At 69.1% G+C, this 23858-nt stretch carries 18 protein-coding genes and 5 pseudogenes; 11 read left to right on the plus strand and 12 right to left on the minus strand.

Translation table 11 applies throughout. From position 1 onward, the window contains the following. Positions 1-9: 9 nt before the first annotated feature. The 8 genes and pseudogenes from AVL59_RS23410 to AVL59_RS54760 form a co-directional block, all read right to left on the minus strand. The gene (locus tag AVL59_RS23410; RefSeq protein WP_159400030.1) at positions 10-2025 is read right to left on the minus strand and encodes a dynamin family protein; all 2016 of its coding nucleotides are present in this window, start codon (positions 2023-2025) and stop codon (positions 10-12) included. A gap of 84 nt (positions 2026-2109) precedes the next feature. Continuing rightward, a complete protein-coding gene (locus AVL59_RS23415) occupies positions 2110-3687 on the minus strand; it encodes a hypothetical protein (protein WP_067307694.1) in 1578 nt (525 codons plus the stop codon). Next, positions 3687-4223 (minus strand): hypothetical protein, encoded by a 537-nt coding sequence (locus AVL59_RS23420; RefSeq protein WP_067307696.1) that lies wholly within the window; start codon positions 4221-4223, stop codon positions 3687-3689. Before AVL59_RS23420 ends, AVL59_RS23415 begins: the two co-directional genes overlap by 1 nt. After that, positions 4220-4933, minus strand: coding sequence for a C39 family peptidase (locus tag AVL59_RS23425; RefSeq protein WP_067307699.1), 714 nt, complete (start codon positions 4931-4933; stop codon positions 4220-4222). Before AVL59_RS23425 ends, AVL59_RS23420 begins: the two co-directional genes overlap by 4 nt. A gap of 104 nt (positions 4934-5037) precedes the next feature. Next, positions 5038-5829 carry an RNA polymerase sigma factor gene (locus tag AVL59_RS23430; protein WP_079146920.1) on the minus strand — a complete coding sequence of 264 codons (792 nt, stop codon included), beginning with the start codon at positions 5827-5829 and terminating at the stop codon, positions 5038-5040. A gap of 444 nt (positions 5830-6273) precedes the next feature. Further along, positions 6274-6780, minus strand: a complete 507-nt coding sequence (locus AVL59_RS54755; protein ID WP_237281631.1) for an RICIN domain-containing protein — start codon at positions 6778-6780, stop codon at positions 6274-6276. 337 nt (positions 6781-7117) lie between these two features. Further along, a pseudogene (locus AVL59_RS56110) lies at positions 7118-7273 on the minus strand (hypothetical protein); the annotation flags it as partial. 19 nt (positions 7274-7292) lie between these two features. Further along, positions 7293-8738 (minus strand): annotated as a pseudogene (locus tag AVL59_RS54760) (glycoside hydrolase family 30 protein). Positions 8739-9007: 269 nt separating this feature from the next. Between AVL59_RS54760 and AVL59_RS49030 the strand changes: the two are divergent. After that, positions 9008-9843 (plus strand): annotated as a pseudogene (locus tag AVL59_RS49030) (IS5 family transposase). A gap of 203 nt (positions 9844-10046) precedes the next feature. On the opposite strand, the gene AVL59_RS23440 reads toward AVL59_RS49030, so the two are convergent. The 3 genes and pseudogenes from AVL59_RS23440 to AVL59_RS56580 all read right to left on the minus strand — a co-directional run bounded on the left by AVL59_RS23440 (position 10047) and on the right by AVL59_RS56580 (position 11338). Further along, positions 10047-10403: an SGNH/GDSL hydrolase family protein gene (locus AVL59_RS23440; protein ID WP_237281632.1), complete on the minus strand. Its 357-nt coding sequence runs from the start codon at positions 10401-10403 to the stop codon at positions 10047-10049. 8 nt (positions 10404-10411) lie between these two features. Beyond that, a pseudogene (locus AVL59_RS49035) lies at positions 10412-10627 on the minus strand (IS110 family transposase); the annotation flags it as partial. A 48-nt stretch (positions 10628-10675) separates the two neighbouring features. Further along, positions 10676-11338, minus strand: a complete 663-nt coding sequence (locus tag AVL59_RS56580; protein WP_208870432.1) for an HAD family hydrolase — start codon at positions 11336-11338, stop codon at positions 10676-10678. Between the two features lie 356 nt (positions 11339-11694). Here AVL59_RS56580 and ppgK point away from each other — a divergent pair, with 356 nt between their 5' ends. The 7 genes from ppgK to zwf are packed head-to-tail and all read left to right on the plus strand — an operon-like array spanning position 11695 to position 20528. Then, positions 11695-12468 carry a polyphosphate--glucose phosphotransferase gene (ppgK, locus tag AVL59_RS23445; RefSeq protein ID WP_079146921.1) on the plus strand — a complete coding sequence of 258 codons (774 nt, stop codon included), beginning with the start codon at positions 11695-11697 and terminating at the stop codon, positions 12466-12468. Positions 12469-12483: 15 nt separating this feature from the next. Next, positions 12484-14586 (plus strand): transketolase, encoded by a 2103-nt coding sequence (gene tkt / locus AVL59_RS23450; protein WP_067307705.1) that lies wholly within the window; start codon positions 12484-12486, stop codon positions 14584-14586. Then, positions 14583-15656, plus strand: coding sequence for a transaldolase (tal, locus tag AVL59_RS23455; RefSeq protein WP_067307708.1), 1074 nt, complete (start codon positions 14583-14585; stop codon positions 15654-15656). The genes tkt and tal overlap by 4 nt, the downstream gene beginning before the upstream one ends. 44 nt (positions 15657-15700) lie before the next feature. Next, positions 15701-17329, plus strand: coding sequence for a glucose-6-phosphate isomerase (gene pgi / locus AVL59_RS23460; protein WP_067307711.1), 1629 nt, complete (start codon positions 15701-15703; stop codon positions 17327-17329). Between the two features lie 10 nt (positions 17330-17339). Beyond that, positions 17340-18371, plus strand: a complete 1032-nt coding sequence (gnd, locus tag AVL59_RS23465; RefSeq protein WP_067307712.1) for a phosphogluconate dehydrogenase (NAD(+)-dependent, decarboxylating) — start codon at positions 17340-17342, stop codon at positions 18369-18371. Positions 18372-18376: 5 nt separating this feature from the next. Then, positions 18377-19075 (plus strand): 6-phosphogluconolactonase, encoded by a 699-nt coding sequence (gene pgl / locus AVL59_RS23470; RefSeq protein ID WP_067307723.1) that lies wholly within the window; start codon positions 18377-18379, stop codon positions 19073-19075. A 43-nt stretch (positions 19076-19118) separates the two neighbouring features. Further along, positions 19119-20528 (plus strand): glucose-6-phosphate dehydrogenase, encoded by a 1410-nt coding sequence (gene zwf, locus AVL59_RS23475; protein ID WP_067307726.1) that lies wholly within the window; start codon positions 19119-19121, stop codon positions 20526-20528. Between the two features lie 376 nt (positions 20529-20904). Here the strand turns inward: zwf and AVL59_RS56890 are convergent. Continuing rightward, positions 20905-22020: pseudogene (locus AVL59_RS56890) on the minus strand (IS110 family RNA-guided transposase). On the opposite strand from AVL59_RS56890, the gene AVL59_RS23485 reads away from it, so the two are divergent. From AVL59_RS23485 to AVL59_RS23490, 3 genes are all read left to right on the plus strand, one after another. Next, the gene (locus tag AVL59_RS23485) at positions 22019-22462 is read left to right on the plus strand and encodes a MarR family winged helix-turn-helix transcriptional regulator (RefSeq protein ID WP_067317658.1); all 444 of its coding nucleotides are present in this window, start codon (positions 22019-22021) and stop codon (positions 22460-22462) included. The pseudogene AVL59_RS56890 and the gene AVL59_RS23485 overlap by 2 nt on opposite strands. A 416-nt stretch (positions 22463-22878) precedes the next feature. Further along, on the plus strand, positions 22879-23037 hold the full coding sequence (locus AVL59_RS52440) for a hypothetical protein (RefSeq protein ID WP_159400031.1): 159 nt from the start codon (positions 22879-22881) through the stop codon (positions 23035-23037). Between the two features lie 227 nt (positions 23038-23264). Beyond that, the gene (locus tag AVL59_RS23490; protein WP_067307727.1) at positions 23265-23735 is read left to right on the plus strand and encodes a hypothetical protein; all 471 of its coding nucleotides are present in this window, start codon (positions 23265-23267) and stop codon (positions 23733-23735) included. Positions 23736-23858: the final 123 nt, after the last annotated feature.

Genomic DNA, 23858 nt, shown 5'->3' on the forward strand with positions numbered 1-23858 from the left:
GTCACCGGCTCACACCTGTTGCGCGGTGGTGAGGGCCTTCTGCAGCTGCACCAGATGTCCGGCGACCGACGTCTTGGCCTCACTGAGCCGGGTCAGGGCCTGGTCGCGTTCGTCCTGGTCGCGCTGGTTGTCCTCGACCATGGACCGGATGTTGTTCTCCTCCTCTTCGATGGTCGTGGTGATCTCGTGGGTGACCAGGCTCTCCAGCTCCTCGAAGCCCGCCCGGACGCGCTCGGTGAGCTGTGGGCCGAGTTGTACCGGCAGATCACGCAGGCCTGTGTCGGCGTCCTCGACGGCCCTGCGCTTGAGGCGCTTCTCCAGGTTGAGGCCGGCGGCGCCCATGCTGCCGAGGAGCGAGGCGGCCAGCACGGCCGGGATGACGATCGGCGCGGCCGGGCTGACGCCCAGCATGCCGAGGACGACTGCCGCGCCCAGGGCGCCGCCCGCGCCGCCGGCCGCGCCACGCCAGCCGGCCGCGCCTCCGGCCACGGCGCCGCCCAGGCCGCCCAGTGCGAAGCCGGCCACCGCGGCCAGCACGCGCTCGGTGGTACCGACCAGTGGCTTGCCGCCCGGAGCGACCTCCCACCCGGTGAGTTCGAGGTGCAGGGCGTCGAACTCCCTTCCTATCGCTGCGATCTCCACCTCGATGTCGTCCGCCAGGTGCTTGAGCAGTGGTCCGAGCAGGTCCTGCGCCTCGGCATCTGCCCAGGCCGAGAGATGGTCGGTGATGTACTGCTGGACCGCTTCGGCGATGGTGGCCGCCGCCTTCTTCTGCTGAAGGACTCCGAGCATCTTGCCGAGCTTGACCTCCACCCCCTCCACATGGTCGGCCAGGCCGTCGCGCATGGCGGCGATCCGCCCAGTCAGGCTGGTGGTGAGGGCGGCCTCTGCCTCGGCACGGTAACGGGCGAAGAGCGCGGGCAGCTTGGCCGGGCGGCTCCGGATCGCCGAGAGGGTGGGCAGCATGCCCGCATACGCCTCACGCAGCCGGGTCTGGTCGGTGCGGGCGGCTTTCACTCGCTGGCCGATGTGCTGGTCGACCGACTGGGCGAGATGGGTGGCCTGAGTGGTGTATCGCTTGAGGTGCACATGGTGGCGGTCGCGCAGGAGGAAGTCACCCAGCCGCCGCTCGAGTTCGGCCAGGCCGGATGCCTCGACCAGTTCCGGGTCGTTGCCGTAGACACCGCGGCGGGCGCGTTCGGCGTCGACGAAGTAGATGTCGCGGGAGGCGAGTTCCTGGCCGGCCCAGGCGGGACCGCCGAGCTGGTCGCGTACATACCGGTTCCAGACGAACCCCTTGAGCCGGTCGTCGGCGGCACGGCTGTGGAAGAGGTTGACCACAGTGAAGATCCGGGTCCCTTCCCGTACCAGGTCGGAGGCGTTCATCAGCTCGTTCTGCCCCATCAGCACATCACTGCGGTAGACCAGTACGGCGGCGTCGCAGCGCTGGGTGGCCTCCTGGGTGACCTTGGTGCGGGTGGGGTGTTCGTCCAGTCCCGGCGAGTCGTAGACGATGACGCCGGCCTTGCAGAGCCTGGCGGGGAAACCCATCTCGAACTCGCGGATGTGCCGGAAGCGGCGCTCGCTCTCCTGCTCGTCGATGTCGAGCGTGGACTCGCGCAGATACCGGTCCAGGGACCAGGACTCGGACTTGCCCTCGAAGCTCCACGCCTTGATGTACGGCTCGTCGGCGTACCGGACCCCGGTGAGGGTGGCGGTGGCGGGCAGATCGTCCACGATCATAGGCCCCTGGTGCCCCGCGAGGTCGACGGGCTGGGTCGTGCCGCCGAGCAGGGCGTTCAGCAGGGTGGATTTCCCGTTCTTGAAGCGCCCCATCACCATCAGGTTGAAGGTGTCCGACCTCAGTTGAAGGGCGGTCGTCTCCAGCCGCGAGGCGGTCTCCTTCATCTCCAGTCCCCGCGCCAGCGCGGCCAGGCCGTCGATGGCCACGCCGGCCTCCCCGGTGGCCCGCTCGGCGCCCTGCTGCATCATCTCTGCGAGTGTGCTGCTCGTGTGTTGTGCCACGATCTCCCCTCCCTGTTCTCCGGGCGCGCGTCGAGCTGCCCGCCCGGCATGTGGCGCGTCCTCCGCCCCGCGGGGCGGAAGTTCTCAGATCCGTACGGCGGCGAGACGGCGCCGCAGGGCGTCCAGCTCGGCGGTGGCCTCCGCGGTGGCGCCCGGGCCGGTCGTCTGCCCGGCTTCCGGTACGTCCTCACCGCCGTCCTGCGCCGGGCACAGGGTGTCCAGCTCTCGGCCGGCCCGGTCCAGGGTCTGCTCCACGGTCCTGCGCAGCGCGCCGACCTCCCTGCGCATCGCGCCGGGGAGGATCTGTGTCAGGCCGGCGATGCGTTTGCGCACGGCGTCCTTCCCGTAGCCGGTCGCGCGGACGAGCTGCTGTTCGGCCTGCACGTGGTGCAGCATGCCTCCGGCGGCGGCTCCGACCCCGGCGCCGAGCACGGTGCCGAGTCCGCTGGTGAGCACCGCTCCCGCGGCGGCACCGAGCACCCCGCCCACCACCACCTCGGTGGCCATGCCGGCAGAGCGTCCGGGCGCGACCTGGCCGGCGGCGGGGTTGACGGAGGCCATCAGGGCGTCGTCGAGGGACACCGTCGGCACCGTTCCCACGATGTCCGGAGTCGCCCCGCACGCCCTGAGCGCCTCGTCCAGCCGGTGGAAGAGCTCGCTCACCGCGAAGTCGATCCGGGCAGCCCTGGCCCTGAGCCCGGGTCCGGTGGTGGCGGCCCAGCGGTGGATGCCCCGGTCCACACAGCTGCCGACGAGGCTCCGCATCCGGGCGGGTTCGGACAGCTCCTCGCGATGGCGCTCCAGGAAGGGCCTCACGTCGCGCTGCAGGTCCTGCTCCAGCATCCGCAGTGCGGCGGCCACCTCTCGCTCGGCAGCGGACGCCTCGGCGTCCAGGGTCCGCAGCAGTTCCCGGCGGCCGGCGGTCAGGGCCGTGCGGGCGGACGCGCCCTGGCCGGTACGGCGCCGGGCCGGGTCGGCGGGCCGCTCCCGGGTCTTCTCGGCGATCACGTCCGAGGCGAGGTCCAGCAGGCGGGCGATCCGGTACGCCTGCAGCCGGGCGGGGGCCGCCACCTTGGCGGTCATCCGTTCCTCCAGCGTGGCGGCGTCGCGTGCCAGACGCTCGCGCAGGGGCTCTGGCGCCTCGGCAGCGGCCCACAGCAGGCATTGGTGGTCGGTCAGATCGCCCCCGGCCCACTGCTCGTCGGGTCCCGCGTACAACAGGCGCCAGATACGGCGGGCCACCAGGTCCAGGTCACCGTCGCCGGTCAGCGCCTCGGCTCCGGTGAGCACCACGACCACCGTGTCCGGCGGGCGTGCGGCGAGTGCGGCGGCGGCTTCGGCCGCCTCGGGGCCGAGCAGCTCCGCGCAGCCGAGGGCGAGAACGAGGCGGTTGGCGCGCAGCGCGGGCGCCGGGTCGGCGTGCAGGGCCTCCAGGGGGGCGCTGAGCGGTTCGTGGGCGTCCAGGCGGGTGTGCAGCCACACGGCGAGCGCCGAGCTGTCCGCCTTGGGCGAGGCGCACAGCAGTACGGTCCGGTCGTCCGGTTGCGGCAGTGCGGCGGCGGCCTCGGTGACGGCTGTCCAGCCGTGACGTCCGGCAGCCTGGACGACGGCGGAGAGCAGCGTGTCCAGCTCGGCGGCTGCGGATGTTGCGAAGTCGGCCATCACCGCTCCAGCCATGCGTAGAAGTCAGGCGTCAGGGCCAGGGACCAGTCCCGGCACTCGCGGGGCAGCACCAGAGCGAGGGCGGCGGCGAGATCGCCGCGGACCGTGGGGTCGCCGGGGCTGCCCGCGAGGAACGAGGGCAGCGCCCGGTCCATCAGGGCGTCGAAGAGCCGTTGGTCCTCGCGGACCGCGGAAAGGGGTCGGCCGCTCGGGGCTACGGTCACCGGACCGCCCGGCGGCGCGTCGCTGAACGGGGCGACGGGGACCAGGGCGTACACGAGCAGCCGGGGCCTCGTGATGCCGACCGCCCACCAGCGGTCAGGGGTGTCGACCCGCAGCGGCTGCCGCGGAGCCCGTACGGCGGGGGCGGCGAAGACCGCGTAGGCCGGGGTGCCCCAGCGCAGGGTGGGCAGCGGTGGCGAGACGTAGTGCTCCAGGGGCACCTCGGCCGCGCGCAGCGCATGCTCGACCACCCCCTTGCGAGCCTGCTCATAGGGCGTACGGATGTGTTCGTGCGAAGTGTCAGCGGTGTTCACAGCGGTGTCCTCTCCCCTGGGACGGCGGCATGGACCTGGTCGGTGACCACGCAGTTGCCTCCTGCCCCCAGCCAACTGTCGGCCATGGTCGCGGCGTCGACGAAGCGGGCGGATTCGCCCGTGCCGCTGTCGTTGACGAAGAATCCCTCGATCTCCCCGTTCGCCGGGTCACGGGCGACCCCGATGGGCACGACTGCGTGGTTGGCCTGGCCGGCGTCCCAGTAGGTCGCGTCGTCCCAGAGCACACCGGCGTTGGCGGCGACGATCACTCCGTGGCCCTGCTCCAGGTGGGCGGCCAGGTCCTCCAGGGAGTCGGCGGTCTCCTTGTGGGCGGGCACGCCGTAGTCGGACAGGATGCGGGCCTGGTCGGGCAGTGTGGTGCCGCCACATGCGGTGGCGTCGCCCCCGGTCTCGCACAGGCCGTGGGAGACCGCATGGGCCACGACATCGTTCTCGGTGACGTCGACACCGAACTGCCTGAGCACTCCCTCGCAGGAGCACAGCCCGCAAGTGCCCTGGAAGCCGAAGGAGTTGTCACCCTGACGGTGGGTGAAGTCGGCGTAGGTGTCGACATCGCCGATGATCAGGGTCTCCCGGCCGTCGGGCAGGGTACCGAGTGCGTAAGGGACGTCGACGCCCGCGTCGACCGACTGGGTGACGACGTCCGCCGGTAGCTCGTGGAGTGGCTCTAATGGTGACGCCTGGTCCACGGTCTCCTCCTCCGTGACTGTTGGCCGATCGCATCGGCGCTTCACCGGTTGCAGACCCCGGTGGGCGCAGCGGCATTACCGACTTCGCGGTGCGAGGCGGCGCCTCATGGCATGTCCAGGTGTCCGACGACCTTGGTGCAGGCGGAACGCAGCAGCGTGGGCCAGTTGCGGCGGCGGTGGTCGGAGCGCCGGTCGAGGACGGCACGCCGGAAGACGTCGGCCTCGGCCTCCGTGAGTGGGTCGTGTGGGACACGTGCGGCCTGTGCCATGGCGTGCCTCAGCGCGGACTCGCCACCGAGGAGTTCGGGGTGGTGCAGGAAGAGCGCGACCCGCAGCTTCGCGACGGCCCGGCAGTGGGCGACGGCGCAGCGTGAGCCGGGCAGGTCCAACGTGGTGCCGATCTCGTCCCAGGTACGGCCGGGTAACGCGAGCCTGGCCCGGACGACGGCGTACTCGGTGAGGTTGAGGTCACCTCGCTCGCAGGCCTGTTCAGCCAGTGCGGGCAGCCAATCGGTGCTCGGCGGGTCCGCATGCGGCAGGCAGGCGGCCGTGACCGGCTCTCCCTGCACCTCGAGCGGCACTTCGCGTTCGGCCCGTCTGAGTCGATGTGCAGCCAGTCGCGCCGCTTCACGGCTGGCGATGGCCATGACCCAGGTCAGAAAGGCCGACTCGCCCCGGAAAGTGGCATATCCGCGCCAGGCCCGGATGGCCACGGCCTGGCCGAGGTCCTCGGCGTCGGCGGCGTTGCACATCGTGAATCTGGCATAGGCGACAACATGTGGTCGAGCGGCGATCCATTTCTCTGAAAAGTCGTCATGTTCAGCCAAACATTTGCGTACATCCGGGCCGGCGCAACCCTCCCGGCCCACCCCTTCCGGGAACAGCTGTGCGTGCATGCGCGTCGGCAACCCCCCTGGCGCGACACATATCCGGCCCGACCGGGCCGATGAGCTGCCAGCATAGGGAGATGGGGTACACCTTGGCGGTCTGTGTACCTCTTTGCCGGAAAATCAACCCTTCCTGACCGATCTTGCCGGATTGTGGCCACGTTCACGGGTCGGCGGATTCCCGGGCAGGCAAGCGGTCCGGCCCGGGCCCGCCCTCGTCGGTGACGCGCATACGGCGTGTGGCCCGAGTCCATGTCCTCCGCTTTTACGCAGGCAACAGTGTGTAACCCTCTCCTCAACGGGGCCGTATCTCCCGCCCGCCGGCCGGCACAGCGCCCTACGGGCGGACGACTCTGCCGGGCGGATGAACACGGACGCAGCCAACCGCCGGAGTTCCCTGCTCCGGCGCGGAGTGGGAAACCCAGCGGTTGGCCGGCGGTCACTGTTGACGGGTCACCCGGCCTTCACCAGTTGCCACTGCTGGTTGGTGCCTCCATTCGGATTCCATTGGATGACCGGGGCTTTCTGCTCGGACGAGGCGCCGGAGACGTCGACCAGGTGGCCGCTGTTACGGGACTCGATGGTGTAGGTGCCGTTGCCCGAAGGGGTTATGGCCCATTGCTGGTTGGTGCCGCCACTGGGCTTCCACAGCTCCAGCTGGGTACCGGGCAGCGTGGTGTACTTGTCGACGTCCAGGGCCTTGGTGCTGCCGACGCCCGTGATGGTGTAGTAGCCGTCGGCGTTGGCGGTCAGCGTCCACTGCTGGTTCGTACCGTGGGTGGCCGGGTACTGGATGATCGGCGTCCCGTCCGTGGTGCCCTCGCCGAAGGCGTCGAGCAACAAGTGGCTGTTGGCGTTGACGAGGGTGTACGTGCCGTTCAGGTTCGGTGCCGACCCGGGCCTGATGGACAAGTTGGCGTACTGGACGCCGTAGTAGCCGTGGTTGGTGGAGTTCCACACGGTGCCGAGCCCGATCTGTCCGGCGCCGTAGCTGTTGTCGCTGACATCGGCGACCTGAGTACCGTCGATCTTCGCGGTGATGGTGCTGCCCTGGAAGGTGAGCGAGAGCTTGTGCCAGGTGCCGGTGCCCGGTGCCCGGTGCCGTGGCGAGCTTGCCGCTCGCGCCGGGCAGTGTGGTGAAGTTCCACGACTGGTCGCTCTTCTGCAACGTCCAGTTGCCCTCGGTGTCCAGGGTCAGGTGGTAGGCGTTGAGGCCGTTGTTGTTCTTGTTCTGCCAGCCGACACGGCCCAGCAGATCCGCTCCCCCACCGGACTGTTCCAGCAGCACGTCCGTGGAAACGGTGTAGTTGGACCAGTTGACATCGTCCATCAGGGTGTAGGGCTGATTCTTGGATTCGCCGGTCCACTGGATCGGCGAGGTGGTGGTCATCTGGCGCAGGCACCGGCCGCCGCGTCCGCCTGCGCAGGGCGCCGCCTCGAAGGCGCCGTTCATGGCGGCGAAGTACTTGGCCTCACTGCCCGTGGGGTAGCCGGCGAAGCTGTCGGCATAGGGAAGCCTGAGCAGGGAGCGCTGTGGGCCCGTGGCGGTTCCGGGCGCCTGCCCCGTTCGTGGTGGTGACGGTGTAGAGGCCCTTGGGTCGCAGGGTGAGCTGATAGCTGCCGCTGGAGGCTGTCAGATCGGATGCGGGGACCATGCGTGGGTGATCGGTACTCATGTCCGTCGTCCACACGTGCAACGTGCCGCCGGGCAGACCGCCGGTGACACTCAGGGAGACGGTCTGGTCGGCGGTGGCGTCCATGGTCTCGAATACCGTGCTCCAGGCCGACTTGTCCGGAGCCGCGTAGCTGACGTAGCTGCCGTTGGCCCGGTCGCCGCCGACATAGCCTCCGGCGGTGTCCAGGTACTTCCAGCCGGGAGACGTGAACTGGCTGGTCTGCGCCATGACCCAGGCGCTGCGCCCGACGTTGTACGCACCGGACCAGGGCTGGTTGGCCCGGATCAGGCCAACCCCGTTGTAGTCGAGGTTGGGAGTGATCGAGGCGGTCAACGGCCAGTTGATGTAGGCGGTCGTCCTGGCGTCCAGGTACCCGCGGTTGATACCCCGGGCCATCGCGGTGGCGCCGGCGTCGGCGTCGTCCGAACCGTTCTCGCTCGACCACAGCTGCTTGCCCGACACCTGCGCGTTGGCCGAGCTGCCGCAGCTCGTCTGATCGGATCGGTAGCCGCAGGTGTAGTGCGCGCCGATGATGTCCACGGCCGAAGCCAGCGCGGGCCGGCTCACGATGTCATTGGCGATCGCCCAGTCGTTGTCGGCGCCCACGATCTTCGTGGGATAGCCCCTCTTCGCGAGTGCGGCATGCAGGGCCTCCTACCAGGCGGGGCTTTTCGTGGTGTCGTACCTCTCGTTCCAGCCGCCGAGGTAGTCGACGGTGAAGTTGTTCTGCTTGGCGCAGCCGAGCCAGCTCATCAGGTAGTCCACGGTCGACGGTGAGCTGGTGGACCAGAAGTTGTGACCGCCGAGGAAACCCGGGGCGCCCCATGCGAGGGCGTACAGCCTGATGTTCGGGGTGCGCAGCTTGGCCTGCCGCATCAGCCACCACTCGTAGCCGTTGTCGGCGCTGCAGTTGATCTTGCCGGGAGAATGCTCGATGCTGGACTCGGCGCCGTCCGTGGAGTTGGTGTCGCCACCGATCTCCACCTTGAGTATCTGCAAGGATGCGCCATGGCCGGGCTTGAAGAGGTAGTCGAGGATCTGGCTGCGCTGCGGCTCGGGGTAGTCGATGAGAAGACGCGAGTTGCTGCCGCCACCGCTGATGGCTCCGACGCCGTCGAAGGTGCGGCCGGGAGACTTCCCGTCGACGGTGATCGAGGTGGTTGCGACCGCGGCGAGGGCGCGGGTCGGTGTCATGCCAGTGACCAGCGCCAGGCACTGCGAGACAACGGCGAGAGCCGCCATTCACAGGCGCCTGTCCCGTATACGGACGGCATGTATGTGCGTTCCGGTATGCATCAGGATCGTCCTTCCTGAGGGAGGCGTTTCAGGTCGCAGAACGGTCTGCGGGTGGCAGACCGCGTGGTGGCGCGAGGGGGTTGCCGGTCAGGAGCGGCAGGAGCTCGGGGTGAACCGGATCCGCGGCCTCATGGCTGAGACGCCGGTGCGGGTAACTGATCGTTTCAGAATGAGTTGAGCCACGGGTCTTGTGCTTGACGATCTTGGTCAACAGGCTGTCCCGGGTACGTTCTGATCTCGTTCCTGACGACCTGTGGGAGCGGGTAGCTCCGCTGCTGCCGCCGGCTCCCGAGCGGCGGCGCCGCTATACGGGACGGTTGCGTGTTCCGGACCGAACGGCGCTCGCGGGCGTCCTGTACGTGCTGCGGACCGGTGTCGCCTGGCGTGATGTCCCCGAGGAGACGGTGGGCTGCTCCGGGGTGACAGCCCGGCGCCGGCTGCGGGACTGGACCGAGGCCGGCGTCTGGCCCCGCCTACACGCTGCTCTGCTCAGCGAGTTGCGTCGCGCGGTCCTGTCGGACCTGGATGACAGCGCCGTAGACGGCTCGCACGTCCGCGCTCTCAAAGGGTGGAATCACGTCGGCCCCTCGCCCGTCGACCGGGCCCGTCCCGGCTCCAAGCACCACCTAATCGTCGACCGTCACGGAACCCTGCTCGCCGTCACGCTCACTGGCGGCAACCGACACGACGTCACCCAGCTCCTGCCCTTGCCGGACGCGGTCCCGCCGATCCGGGGCCTACGGGGCCGCCCCCGCCGCAGACCCCGGCGGCTGTACGCTGACCGGGGCTACGACTTCGACAAGTACCGCCGCCTGCTGTGGAAACGGGGCATCAAACCCGTGATCGCCCGCCGCGGCGTCGCTCACGGCTCCGGACTGGGCAAGGTCCGCTGGGTGGTCGAGCGGGCCTTCGCTCACCTGCACTGGTTCCACCGCCTACGGATCCGCTGGGAGATCCGCGACGACATCCACGAAGCCTCACCCTGGGATGCGCGCTCATCTGCTGGCAACGCCTGTCACGGCAGGCCCGGGCCCGCGCTCTCCCGCAGTAGCCATTCCCTGACCGAAGGAGCACGGTCGAGCATCTGGCTGACCTGGCTCTTCCGGGTACACCTCGCGATGGGTGTACCCGGCGAGCGCCCGGAAGATGTTGGCCGCCGGAGGGCGGCGTTCCTTGTGCTGGTCGGCCAGGTGGCTTCGGTCCGCGTTTCCGTACGGGTGCCGTGGCTCTGGCGTCGGGGTTCGGGCTGGTTGGTCAGCGTTCGAGGAGAGCGATGCGGATGGCTCGTTCGACGTGGGCGGCGGTGTTGGCGTGTCCTTCGGCGTTGGGATGGACCAGGGTGGCGCGCTTGCCGACGAGAGCGCAGTTCAGCAGCGTGCCGGGGACCTTGGCGGGCCAGTAGTCCGCGGCGTCGCCGCAGATTCCCTCGACCCACTTGGTGCCCGCGGGCTGGCAGGCGTCGTGGCCCACGCTGGAGGAGTAGACGTCGACGTAGCGGTCGCCGAAGAACGACGTGACCCGCTGGATCGTGCTGTTCAGCTCCTTGAGGACGTCGTCACGGAGCCAGTCGACGTCGGCGTGGGTGATCGAACCGAGCTCGGTGGGACTCACAGTTGTTGTCAAGCCGCTGCGGTGACGGGTGGTAGGACTTCATAGCACCGTCTGTCACGCAGAAGCGCCCACAAGACGTTGACTCGTCGGCGGGCGAGAGCCAGCACGGCTTGGGTGTGCCGCTTTCCTTCAGCTCTCTTGCGGTCGCAGAACCGACGGGACCCTGCGCAGTTGCGGATGCTGATGAGTGCGGATGTGTAGGAGACCCGTTGCAGTCCGCGGTGAACTTGATCGAAACCATTACCTACACGACGCCTATTTCTCTTTTCCTGTCAGCGTCGCTGCCCGGCCGGAAGGTTGATACGAACGAGCTCATCGAGGAAGGCTGGCGACGGTCCCTCAAAGGGTGACCGACGTGATTCCCGCACATGTGGCCGACGTGCCGCCCCTGGTCGACGCCGACACCTTCGACATATCGGTCCTCTTCCACGACGGTCCAGCCCGCAAGCCGCACCCGCAGCGGCGGCCTGCCGCCCACGAACCTTGGACCAGCACGGACGGCTTCCCTCCGGCCTATGGCTGGTACGCCCCAGCACGACCTGGCGGGAGATCATCAAGGCGGCCACGGGGCCACCACCTCTGCGGGAATGACCTGCTGCTCGACAACCCCGGTAGTGAGCCTGGGGGCGGTGAGCGGGGCTGGCGCGAGGCGCGTGCGGGCCGCTCGCGCGGTCAAGTGGCCCGTGTGGCTGCGCTGTTGAGTGCTTCCGTGCGCTAACCCACACGATGAAGGCGGCGAGTTCAGTGGCCAGTGTCAGGGGCTCGATGATCATGGACATGCCGCGAGGCGATCTCCCGCTGGTCACCGCGAAGAGGACGCCGGCGTCGTAGAGCTTGTGGGCCGCACGGACGGCGCGGTCGGTGAGGACCTTGTCGCTCGTGACCAAAGTGCCGTCGACGTCGGCAAGAAGCAGGCGGATCGGGCGGGTTGGCATCACGCCTCCGTAAGCCCTGGTCGCGGCCGGTCCGGGTGGGGAGAGGCATCGGCTCGTGGATGCGGGGGATTTGAGGGACGGATTCCCGGTCGGCTTGATTTCCGAAAGTTGCTGGAGGATACCGTCACGGCTGGCATGAGTCGCAGTCGTGTTCCTCTCGAGCAGAGGGACGGCCGATGCCCTTTAAGGTGCGCCATTTTTAAATACCCTTTGGGCTTCGAAAACCCCATAAGGGTGATGTGGCGAATATAAAGGATGTGTGCGAGTATTGAGAATTGTATAGCGAAGCTCTTACGGGGTTTGATGTCCAAAATTCAAACAAAACATTTTGGGCCGGCCCCTGAGGGGAGCGGGCAGTGGCGCAGGAAAGTCTGGACAAGACGGCCCACGTGCTGGGGGTCGACATCGGCGGAACCGGTATCAAGGGAGCGCCGGTCGACCTCGAGCTCGGCAGCCTCATCGGTGAGCGGGTCCGGATCCCGACCCCGCATCCGGCGACCCCGGGGGCAGTCGCGGACGTGGTCGTGCAGGTGCTCTCCCAGATCGGCGTCCCAGGACCGGTCGGGCTGACGCTCCCGGCGGTCATCCGGGGCGGCAAAGTCCAGACGGCGGCCAATATCGACCCGGCCTGGATGGAGACGGACGCGGCCCAGCTCTTCGCACGAGCGACCGGCCGCGACGTGAGGGTAGTGAACGACGCCGACGCGGCCGGGATCGCCGAGATGCGCTTCGGCGCCGGCAAGGGACGCAAGGGTGTCGTCGTGATGGTGACGCTCGGCACCGGCATCGGCAGCGCCGTCTTCTCCGACGGGTACCTGGTACCCAACAGCGAACTGGGACACCTGCCGCTGCACCACATGGATGCCGAGGACTGGGCCGCGGAGTCGGTGCGCGAGCACGACGACCTGTCCTGGAAGAAATGGGCGCACCGTCTGGAGACGTATCTCGAGCTCGTCCAGCGGCTGCTGTGGCCCGACCTGATTGTCATCGGCGGTGGCGTCAGCAAGAAGGCCGACAAGTTCCTGCCGTACATCGAGCTCAGGACCGAGATCGTGCCGGCGCAGCTGTTGAACGATGCGGGCATTGTCGGCGCGGCGCTCTTCGCCCCGGCCGGGAAAGCCCAACCCTAGTCTGCCGCGCTCGATATGAGCGGAGGGGCAGCACCTTCAGGGAGGCTCGCATTGAGCAACAACGACCTGGATTCACTTTCCGTCAACACGATCCGCACTCTGTGCATGGACGCCATTCAGGCGGCCGACTCCGGCCATCCGGGGACCCCGATGGGAATCGCCCCGGTCGCGTACACGCTCTGGCAACACTTCCTGCGCTTCGACCCGACCGACCCGATCTGGCCCAACCGCGACCGCTTCGTGCTGTCGGAAGGACACGCCTCCGCATTGCTCTGGTCGCTGTTGCACCTCGCCGGCGTGCAGTCCGTCGACCCCGACTACGAGGTCCTCGGCCGACCCGCCGTCACCCTCGACGACCTCAGGACGTTCCGCCAGCTCGGCTCGCACTGCCCCGGGCACCCGGAGTACCGGTGGACCAGCGGCGTGGAGACCACGACCGGCCCGCTCGGCCAGGGCGTTGCGACCTCGGTCGGGATGGCGATCGCCGGGCAGTGGCTCGCCGCCCGGTACAACCGCGACGACTTCACCGTCTTCGACTTCGACGTGTACGCGATGGCCGGCGACGGCTGCATGATGGAGGGGATCGCCTCGGAGGCCGCCTCGCTCGCGGCCCACCAGCGACTGTCGAACCTCTGCTGGATCTACGACTCCAACCGGGTGACGATCGAGGGCCACACCGACATCGCGTTCACCGAGGATGTGGCGGCCCGGTTCATCGGCTACGGCTGGAACGTCACCACCGTGGCCGACGCCAACGACCTTGACGCCGTGGCCCGCGCGCTGCACACCTTCAAGTCCGAGCATGAGCGCCCGACGCTCATCGTGGTGCACAGCCACATCGGCTACGGGTCACCGGTCGAGGACACCCCGAAGGCGCACGGCGCGCCGTTCGGCGTGGAGGGTGTCAAGTCGACCAAGCGATTCCTCGGGATGCCTGAAGACAAGGACTTCTTCGTTCCCGACGGCGTCTACGAGCACTTCGCCGCAGGCGTCGGCGCGCGCGGTCGCGAAGCCCGGACGAGCTGGGAGGCTCGGATCGAGGCCTACCGAACCACCCATCCCGACCTCGCCGACGAGCTGGAGCGTATCCAGCGGCGTGACCTGCCGGAGGGCTGGGAGTCGGCGCTGCCGACCTTCCCGGCCGACCCCAAAGGCATCGCCAGCCGTGACTCCAGCGGCCAGGTGCTCAACGCGCTTGCCCAAGCCGTGCCGTGGGTGCTCGGCGGGTCGGCGGACCTCTCACCGTCGACCAAGACCAACCTCACGTTCTCCGGCGCCGGTGACTTCCAGGCCGATGACCGCTCGGGGCGCAACCTCCACTTCGGGATCCGCGAGCACGCCGCCACCGCGATCACGAACGGGATGGCGCTGACCAAGCTGCGCCCGTACTGGTCGGGGTTCCTGATCTTCTCGGACTACGCACGCGGCGCGATCCGGCTCTCAGCGCTGATGGAGATCCCGGTCGTACACATCTTCACCCATGACTCGATCGGGGTCGGCGAGGACGGCCCCACCCACCAGCCGGTCGAGCAGCTCGCGTCGCTGCGCGCGATGCCGGGGCTGCTGGTCTTCCGCCCGGCCGACGCGAACGAGGTCGTCGAGACCTGGCGGGTCGTCGCCGCGCTCAGGCATGAGCCGGCGGTGCTGGTCCTTTCCCGTCAGGCACTGCCGACCCTCGATCGCTCCGAGATGGGGGCCGCATCCGGGGTGGCCAGGGGAGCCTATGTTCTGGTCGACGCGGCGGACGGCAAGCCCGACGTCATCCTGCTCGCCACGGGGTCGGAGGTGCAACTCGCGCTCGTGGCCCGTGCCGAGCTCGCCGCCGAGGGCCTCGCGGCTCGCGTGGTCAGCATGCCCTGCTGGGAATTGTTCGACCGTCAGCCCAAGGAATACCGAGACTCGGTCATCCCGCCCGGGGTCAGGGCCCGGGTCGCCATCGAGCAGGCGGCGACCCTCGGCTGGGACCGTTACGTCGGCGACGGCGGCGCGGTCGTCGGCATGCACACGTTCGGGGCATCGGCGCCGCTCAAGAAGCTGCTGACCAAATTCGGCTTCACTCCCGAGAAGGTCACCCAAGTTGCCCGCGAGTGCGTGGCCGCCGGTAGGGAGAAGGCGTGAACGTAACCCAGGCGCTTCATGAACAGGGCCAGAGCATCTGGCTGGACAACATCACCCGTTCGATGCTCGATACGGCCCAGATCCAGCACTACATCGACCAGTACTCCGTGACAGGGCTCACCTCCAACCCCTCGGCCTTCGACAAGGCGATCGGCTCCGGTGACTACGACGACGCGATCCGCGCGAAGGCGGCGGGCGGGCGCAAGGGCGAGGAGCTGTTCTTCGAGCTGGCCATCGAGGATCTGCAGCGGGCCGCCGACCTGTTCCTGCCCATCCACGAACGCACCGACGGCGTCGACGGCTGGGTCTCGCTGGAGGTCTCGCCGCTGCTCGCCTACGACACGCAGCGAACGGTGGCGGCCGCCAAGGCGCTGCACGCCAGAGCCGACCGGCGCAACCTCTTCATCAAGATCCCCGGGACGCCCGAGGGGCTGTCGGCGATCGAGGAGGCCATCGCCTCGGGCGTTCCGGTGAACGTGACGCTGCTGTTCTCGGCAGACCACTACCGGGCCGCGGCTGACGCCTACCTGCGTGGCGTCGAGCGCCGCGTGCAGGCCGGGCACGACCCCGCTGTCGGCTCGGTGGCGTCGGTGTTCATGTCACGCTGGGACGTGGCGGTCAAGGACACCGCACCGGCCGACCTCACCGACACCCTCGCCCTCGCCGTCGGCCTCGACGTGTACCGGGCGTACCGCGAAGTGATGGGCTCGGAGCGCTTCCAGCGGCTCGAGAACGCCGGCGCGCGCATGCAGCGGCTGCTCTGGGCCAGCACGAGGACGAAGGACCCGGCCGCCTCCGACACGCTCTACGTCCACGGTCTGGCCGCGCCGTTCACGGTCAACACGATGCCCGACGACGCCCTGAAAGCCTTCTTCGACCATGGCGAGATCGGAGAGACACTGCCGTCGGACGGGGGCGAATCCGAGGCCATGCTGGCCCGCTTCGCGAGCGCGGGCGTCGACATCAAGGCGCTTGCCACCGAGTTGCAGAGCGAAGGCGCCAAGTCCTTTGTCGCGGCCTGGAGCGACCTCATGGAGCGAATCGACGTGCAGAGCAAGGCCGTGGCCTGACCTGGTGTCGAGCGGCCGGACCGAACCCATCAGAGGAGCGAGCCATGCCATCGACCGCGCTGCGCGAGCGTCCTGCGTGGAAGGCGCTCGCGGGCCATCAGTCCGAGATCGCCGGGTGCCACCTGCGCGAGCTGTTCGCCGCCGATCCGGGACGCGGCGAGCGGATGACGGCCGAGGCCACCGGCCTGTACCTGGACTATTCGAAGAACCGGATCACCGACGAGACCCTGCGGCTGCTGCTCCAGCTCGCCGAGGAGTCGGGGCTGCGCGAGCACATCGACCAGATGTTCGCCGGCGATCGGATCAACGTCTCGGAGCACCGGCCGGTGCTGCACGTGGCGCTGCGGATGCCGAAGGAGTCCACGCTCGTCGTCGACGGAGTGGACGTCGGGGCTCAGGTGCACGAGGTACTCGACCGGATGGAGGCGTTCGCGGACCAGGTCCGCTCGGGCGCCTGGAGAGGCGCCACCGGCAAGCCGATCCGCAACATCGTCAACGTCGGCATCGGCGGCTCCGACCTCGGGCCCGTCATGGCCTACGAGGCGCTGCGCCATTACAGCCGGCGCGATCTCACGTTCAGGTTCGTGTCCAACGTCGACTCGACCGACATCGTCGAGGCGACCCGTGATCTGGCCGCCGAGGAGACGCTGTTCATCATCGCCTCGAAGACGTTCGGGACACTGGAGACGATGACCAATGCCCGCTCTGCGCGTGAATGGGTCCTGGCGCAGCTCGGTGACGAGACGGCGGTCGCCCGGCATTTCGTGGCGGTGTCCACGAACGCGCAGCGGGTCACCGAGTTCGGCATCGACACCGCGAACATGTTCGGCTTCTGGGACTGGGTCGGCGGGCGCTACTCGATGGACTCCGCGATCGGTCTCTCGACGATGCTCGCTGTGGGTCCCGACAAATACCGCGATCTCCTCGCCGGGTTCCACGCGATGGACACGCACTTCCGCACCGCGCCGTTCGAACAGAACCTGCCGGTCCTGATGGGACTGCTCGCCGTCTGGTACGGCGACTTCTTCGGCGCCCAGACCATCGGCGTGATGCCCTACGACCAATACCTGAAGCGCTTCCCGGCCTACCTGCAGCAGCTCACCATGGAGTCCAACGGCAAGCACGTGACGCTCGAGGGCGTGCCGGTGGACTACCAGACCGGCGCGGTGTACTGGGGGGAACCGGGGACCAACGGGCAGCACAGCTTCTACCAGCTGATCCACCAGGGCACCAAGCTGATCCCGGTGGACCTGATCGGCTTCGGCAAGTCGCTCAACCCACTCGGCAGCCACCACGACATCCTCTCGTCGAACGTCTTCGCCCAGGCCCAGGCGCTCGCCTTCGGCAAGACCGAGGAGGAGGTGCGCGCCGAGGGGACGGCTCAGGACGTGGCGCCGCACCGGGTGATGGAGGGCAACCGCCCGACGAACGTGCTGCTGGCAGAGGTCCTCACCCCGTACCGGCTCGGCACGCTGGTCGCGCTCTACGAGCACAGCGTGTTCACCCAGGGGACGATCTGGGGGATCGACTCCTTCGACCAGTGGGGCGTCGAACTCGGCAAGGTGCTTGCTGTCGCGATCATCCCGGAGCTCGAGAGCGCGACCGAGCCTGAACTCGGCCACGACTCGTCCACGAACGCGCTGATCCGGCACTACCGCACGCTCAAGGACTAGGAGGCACCACATGGCGACAGACAAGCCCATGCAGCTCGGGATGATCGGGCTCGGCCGGATGGGGGCGAACCTGGTGCGTCGGCTGATGCGAGACGGCCACCATTGCGTCGTGTCCGACGTCAACGCGGACGCAGTCGCCGAACTGGCCGACGAGGGTGCGACGGGCGCGAACTCACTCCAGGATTTCGTTGCGAAACTGGACAAGCCACGGGCCCTGTGGCTCATGCTTCCGGCTGCGATCGTCGACTCCATCCTCGACCAGCTCGAGCCGTTGCTGGAGCCCGGCGACATCCTCATCGACGGCGGCAATTCCTACTACCGCGACGACATCACGCGCGCCAAGCGCCTTGCCGACAAATCGCTGCACTATGTTGACTGCGGGACCAGCGGTGGGGTCTGGGGGCTGGAGCGCGGCTACTGCCTGATGATCGGCGGCGAGGACGAGGTCGTGGCCCATCTGGACCCGATCTTCAGGACCATCGCTCCCGGCGAGGGCAGCGCCGAGCCGACGCCGAGCCGGTCCCGGACCGGCGGCACCGCCCCGCTCGGGTATCTGCACTGCGGGCCGAACGGTGCCGGGCACTTCGTGAAGATGGTCCACAACGGGGTCGAGTACGGGATGATGGCCGCGATCGCCGAGGGCCTCAGCATCATCAAGCGTGCGGACGCCGGCACAAGCCGGCAGGAGGTCGACGCGGAGACGACGCCGCTGCGCGATGCGTGGGCCTACCAGTACGACATCGACGTCGGTGAGGTGGCCGAGGTCTGGCGGCGCGGCTCGGTCGTCGGCTCGTGGCTGGTCGACCTGATCGCCGACGCCTTCGCCCGCTCGCCCTCCCTCGACGGCTTCGCCGGGCGGGTCTCCGACTCCGGGGAAGGCCGCTGGACCGTCCTCGCCGCAGTGGACGAGGGCGTCCCGGCACCGGTCATCACCACCTCGTTGTACGAGCGCTTCGAGTCCAGGCAGGCTGGGGAGTTCACCGACAAGATCCTCTCGGCGATGCGCTCGGAGTTCGGCGGGCACGCCGAGAAGAAGGGCTGAGGGCTGTGCATCACGAACTCGAGGTCGTCGCCGACCCCGATGCGGTCGCCGGCACTGCGGCGGCGTTCGTGGCGCGGCTGGCCCGGGCCTGCGTGCAAGCCCACGGCCGATTCACGTTCGCCGTCAGCGGGGGGCACACGCCATGGGCGATGTTCGCGCGGCTCGCACGTGAGCGGGTTCCCTGGGAGCACGTGGCGGTGTTCCAGGTCGACGAGCGGGTCGCGCCTGACGGCGACCCGGACCGTAACCTCACCCACCTGCGGGAGAGCCTCGGTGCGGCCCCGGCCGAGGTCATCGCGATGCCCGTGAACGACACCGACCTTGACGCGGCGGCCGCCGCCTACGGGCGGTCGCTGCCCGAGCGTCTCGACCTCGTTCACCTGGGCCTCGGCCCGGACGGGCACACCGCCTCGCTGGTGCCACGCGACCCGGTGCTCGAAGTCTCGGACCGGCTGGTGGCCCTGACGGCGCCCTACATGGGCCACCAGCGCATGACACTCACCTACCCTGCGCTCGCCCGCGCCCAGCAAGTGCTCTGGCGCATCACCGGAGCGGACAAGCGCGAACCGCTCTCAAGGCTCGTGGCGGGAGACCGGTCGGTTCCCGCCGGCCGGGTCGAGGCGGCGGCGTCGCTCGTCCTCGCGGACGCGGCGGCCGGCCAGGGCCCGGCTCGCGCCGACGCCCAGTCGCCAGCATCACCATGACGCCCGGCCCATGTTGCCGTGCCGGCCCCGTAAGGGAGATCAGATGGCTTTGAACTCGTCGAACGTTCCCGCAGACGTGCTGGTCATTTTCGGGATCACTGGCGACCTCGCGCGAAAGATGACGTTTCGCTCGCTCTATCGGCTTGAGCGGCGCAGGCTGCTGACCTGCCCGATCGTCGGAGTGGCGCGCGACGACTGGTCCGACGACGCGCTGCGTGACCACGCCCGCACGGCGATCAAGGCAACGGGTGAGCCGCTCGACGACAGCGTCTTTGCCCGGTTCGCCGCCCGACTCAGCTATGTGCAGGGCGATTACGCCGACGAGGAGACGTTCCATCGCCTCGCCCGGGCGGTCAACGGCAGGCGGCGCCCCGTCTTCTACCTGGAGATCCCGCCGTCGCTGTTTGCCCGGGTGGTCGGAGGCCTGGCAGGCGCCGGGCTGACCAAGGGCGCCCGGGTCGTCGTGGAGAAACCGTTCGGGCACGACCTCGCGTCGGCGCGCGCCCTCAACGACGAGCTGCGTCAGCTCCTCGACGAGGACCAGCTGCTGAGGATCGACCACTTCCTCGGCAAGGAGCCGGCGATGGACATCCTGTTCCTGAGGTTCGCCAACTCCGTGTTCGAGCCGGTGTGGAACCGCGACCACATCTCCTGCGTGCAGATCACCATGGCCGAGGACTTCGGGGTCGAGGACCGCGGCCACTTCTACGACCCGGTCGGCGCGCTCCGCGACGTCGTGCAGAACCATCTGCTGCAGCTGCTCGCCCTGGTGGCGTCCGAGCCGCCATCAGCCGCCGATGCGGACGCGCTCCGAGACCGCCGGGTCGATGTGTTCCGGGCGATCCCCGACGCCGACCCGGCCCACTACGTCCGCGGGCAGTACGAGGGGTACCTGGAGGTCCCCGGCGTGCGGCCGCGCTCGCGCACCGAGACCTTCGTCGGGTTGCGGCTGGAGGTCGAGAACTGGCGCTGGTCCGGGGTGCCGTTCTTCATCCGCGCCGGCAAGTCGCTCCCCGAGCGAGTGACCGAGATCCGGATCATGTTCAAGCGCCCGCCGCGGCTTGCGTTCGCGGAGCGGTTCGCGCCCGAGCCCGACCAGTGGATCCTGCGGATCGATCCGAGCCCTGGCATGAACTTCCGCATCCAGGCCAAGCAGCCGGGCAAGCAGGACACGCAGCTGGTGGACCTCGACCTCCTCTTCGCGGCCGAGCTGGGTGAGGCACCCGAACCGTACGAGCGCCTGCTCAGTGATGCGATGCAAGGCAACGCGAGCCTGTTCACCCGGGAGGACTCGGTGGAGGAGACGTGGCGAATCGTCCAGCCACTGCTGGAGGCGCCCGGCGACCCCGAGCCCTACCGGCAGGGGACCTGGGGACCGGCGGGCGCGAGCAAGCTCGTCGCCGGATATCCGCGATGGCACGAACCATGGCTGCCGGCGAGGTCTCCCGACTGACACAGTCGCGCCCCGTACCCGGTGAACCGCCGGTGGCGCCCCTGGAGATGGTGGGTCAACCACACCAACGGATATCGCCTGAGCGAGTGGGACAGCCGGGCGAGCAACAGGGGCGGGGGAACTCCAGGAAAGTCACCAGGTCAAGGGGGGTGTCCACCGGGAGCCTTGCGTAGTCGAGATCGGTCCGGTTCGCCTGGTTCGTGATTGACATGGCGTGATGTCTGCTGCGCAGCAAGGGGATCCGGACAGCTGTGCAGGCACGGCTCTTGGTGATCATGTGGTTGTCGAAACCCATGAGAACCGAGCGAGACCGTGCCTGCCCGAACATCTCCCCGTCTACGCAGGACCCCCGCCGGAGCAAGCCGACGGGGGTTCCTCACCTCTCACGCGGTATCACAACGCCCCTATAACGAGGGGGGTCGGTAGAGACCGTCCTGACCAGGTTGAAGACCTCGCGGGCGGCATAGCGCGAGGCATCGGATGATCTCACGCCGGGTCTTGCCCTCCTGTGTGCGGCGTGCGTAGTACGCCTGGGTGCGCGGGTCGTGGCACAGCCGGGTGAACACGATGCGGTGCAGAGCGGCATTCGCCTGCCGGTCGCCACCATGGTTGAGCCGCCGTGAGCTCCCGCCGCCCGAGGAGTGCTCGATGGGGCTGACTCCGCACCGCGCGGCGAAAGACGCCTCGGCGCTCAGCCGCTCGGGATTGTCGCCCATGGTGATCAGGAGCGTGACAGCGGAGTCCGGGCCGATACCCACCGGCGCGAGCAGCTGCGGGGCATGGCGTTCAACGAGCCCGGTCAGTCGCTGATTCAGCTCATCGATCTGCCCGGTGAGCTGCTCGATGCGCTGAGCCAGCATGCTCAGCGTCATGAGCGTAGCCTCAGCTACAGGGTCCTCAACACTCCCGCCGGCCCGGCCCTCGCGCGGGCTGAGGCGTGCGCAGGTGCGGAACAGTTCGCGGTTGCCCAGGCTGGACAGTCGTTCCCGCAGGGCCGGGTCGGCTATGACCAGGACGGCCTTGAGCTGGTTGATCGCCAGGGTGCGGGCCTTGACCGCGGAATCCTTGGCGAGCTTGAACATCCCGGCACTCTGCACCGGACCGTCGCCGGTTTTCGCCCGCGCCTGGGCGCGACCGCTGAGCACGGCCCGCGCGGCGGCCTGCGCGTCGAGCGGGTCCGACTTCCCGAGCAGTCGACGGGCCGAGCGGTCGGCCGGTTCACCTCGAACACCGCGACATGCTGCGCCAGCAGGTAGCGCGACAGGCCCGCGCCGAAGGTACCGGTCCCCTCCACCCCGGCCCGCCGCACCGTCCCCAACTTGCGGGCCCAGGCGAGCAGCCGACGGCAGCCGACCGCAGTGGCCGGAAACGACTTGGTGCCCAGGATCTGGCCCATTGGGCAGACCATCGCGGCGACATGAACCTCGCCGTGCGTGTCCACGCCCAAGACGAACTCGCCCCGAGCGGGCGGGCCTGTGCTGGTGGAGGGCATGCCGAACGATGTAGGACACGAGATCGCCGACGCACTGGCAGCGCTGCTCAAGCGCGACACCCGGACACAGCTGTACCAACGCCTGACCGAGGGCCTGGGCGACGCCGTGGACGAGACCACCTACCCCGTCCTCAGCGGGCTGGCCCGCACCGGCCCGCGCAGCGCCGCCGACCTCGCCGGCGAGATCGGCCTGGACCGCTCCGGCGTCACCCGCCGCGCCACCCGCCTGGAGGACGCCGGCCTCCTGCACCGCGATCCCGACCCCCGCGACCGGCGCGCCACCCTGCTCGCGCTCACCGAGGCCGGGCAGCAGACCGTGGACGTCACCCGACGCCGCCTCGCCGCGCACATCGAGGCATCCCTGGCCTCCTGGCCGCCCGCCGAAGCCCGCACCTTCGCCCACCACCTCCAGCGCTTCGTCACCGACGGCCCCTTCACCTGATCCGGAATGGGAACCTGACGCCACCCCACCCGCTCGGGGCGGCGCCTCGGCCCGGGGCGCGGGCCTTGCGCTCGGCCGCGTCGCCGCCGCACCGCAACGCCGGGATGCCCCTCACCCGCCCGACTCGACCATGCGACGTCCGAGCGAGATCCGGGCGCGATTCTCTGGCTGTCCATCCGATCGAGACGGCACATCGCATCCGCACGCACCAGTCCAGACCGGCTGAGATTTCGGTGCGCCACCCGTCTCAAGGAGGCGGCCGCCGCCGGCCAGGCCGCCAAAACCTGATGTGGCACCGGAGCCTGGCCGGAGCCGGGAGAACAGGGCAGTGACCAGCTCCCCGCCGCGCGGCCTGCACTCCCTGATCCCCACCCGCCCACCAGGCCGCCACCCCGGGCAAGCGCGCCGCCGCCCAGATGCACCACCTGCGCACCGCCACCAACCCGGCGCCGGTGCTGGCCCCGGCCGCCGAACTGAACGCCGCCCACCTGGACGACCCCGACCCAGTCACCCGCGAAGCCACCACCGACGTCCACACCCGCCCGACCACCGCTGTCCCGTCTCTGATGATCTGAGCCGAGGACGGAGCTGCGACCTGCGACGACCAGTTCAGTTGAGATGTGGGGCAGCTGGGAATCTCGGGTGATGTGGTCCTAGGCGAGTAAATGCCAGACGTCGTCTCAGACGTCATCCGCTTTCCGAACGTGATCGGTTGGTTCGGGGCCGGTGGGCATGAACTCCGGTCGATGGCGGGAGAGATGGGCCTGATTTCGTCCGCTCGTTTGGCTCGTGGAGGCGGCTGGTGGCGTCGGTGTTCGGTCTGCTGGAGGCCAGGGAGAAGAGGGTCCGGGAGGAGATCGCGCGGTTGCAGCAGGAGGCCCAGCGGGTGCAGGCCGCGCTCGGTGAGGCCGAACGCGAGCTTCAGCGGTTGGTGGATGCCCGGGTGACAGTGACCGAGGTGCTGGCCGGGCCGCCTTCGATGGTTACGGAGCCGACGGGAAGCGCGGTGACGGGTTCGACGGTGCCCCCGGCGGGAGACGGGTACGGCGGCGACAGCCCTCGCGCCGGACTACCGCGGATCTTGTCGGTGCCGGAATCTGAGGCGGGCCGGGAGGGCAAGCGCTGCCGGCAACTGGCCGTCGGGCTGGGACTGGAGGCCATCCCGGCGAAGGTCGAGGGACTGAGATCGAAGGCGAAACGACTGGTGGAGCGAGGGTGGGCACTCCAGGTGCGGCCGGGAGTGTTCATCGCGCTCGCGGTGCCGGCCGTCTGAAGCCGGCCGGGCGGCGTCCGGCCAGGCGACCGCTCATGAGCATGGTCATCGACCACAGCACCACGATTTGTTCCTGTCCTTGCGGCCTCAATCAGGCCCCACGGAGCCAGGCAAGCGCCGCGC

The organism is Streptomyces griseochromogenes (assembly GCF_001542625.1).
Classification (GTDB): domain Bacteria; phylum Actinomycetota; class Actinomycetes; order Streptomycetales; family Streptomycetaceae; genus Streptomyces; species Streptomyces griseochromogenes.

Bases quoted from the DNA above. Each gene is read 5' to 3' on its own strand.
- AVL59_RS23415 (WP_067307694.1), bottom strand. From the start codon at position 3,687: ATGGCCGACTTCGCAACATCCGCAGCCGCCGAGCTGGACACGCTGCTC.
- AVL59_RS23430 (WP_079146920.1), bottom strand. From the start codon at position 5,829: ATGCACGCACAGCTGTTCCCGGAAGGGGTGGGCCGGGAGGGTTGCGCC.
- AVL59_RS56580 (WP_208870432.1), bottom strand. From the start codon at position 11,338: ATGCCAACCCGCCCGATCCGCCTGCTTCTTGCCGACGTCGACGGCACT.
- tkt (WP_067307705.1), top strand. From the start codon at position 12,484: ATGAGCGGAGGGGCAGCACCTTCAGGGAGGCTCGCATTGAGCAACAAC.
- pgi (WP_067307711.1), top strand. From the start codon at position 15,701: ATGCCATCGACCGCGCTGCGCGAGCGTCCTGCGTGGAAGGCGCTCGCG.
- gnd (WP_067307712.1), top strand. From the start codon at position 17,340: ATGGCGACAGACAAGCCCATGCAGCTCGGGATGATCGGGCTCGGCCGG.
- zwf (WP_067307726.1), top strand. From the start codon at position 19,119: ATGGCTTTGAACTCGTCGAACGTTCCCGCAGACGTGCTGGTCATTTTC.
- AVL59_RS23485 (WP_067317658.1), top strand. From the start codon at position 22,019: ATGCCGAACGATGTAGGACACGAGATCGCCGACGCACTGGCAGCGCTG.
- AVL59_RS52440 (WP_159400031.1), top strand. From the start codon at position 22,879: ATGCACCACCTGCGCACCGCCACCAACCCGGCGCCGGTGCTGGCCCCG.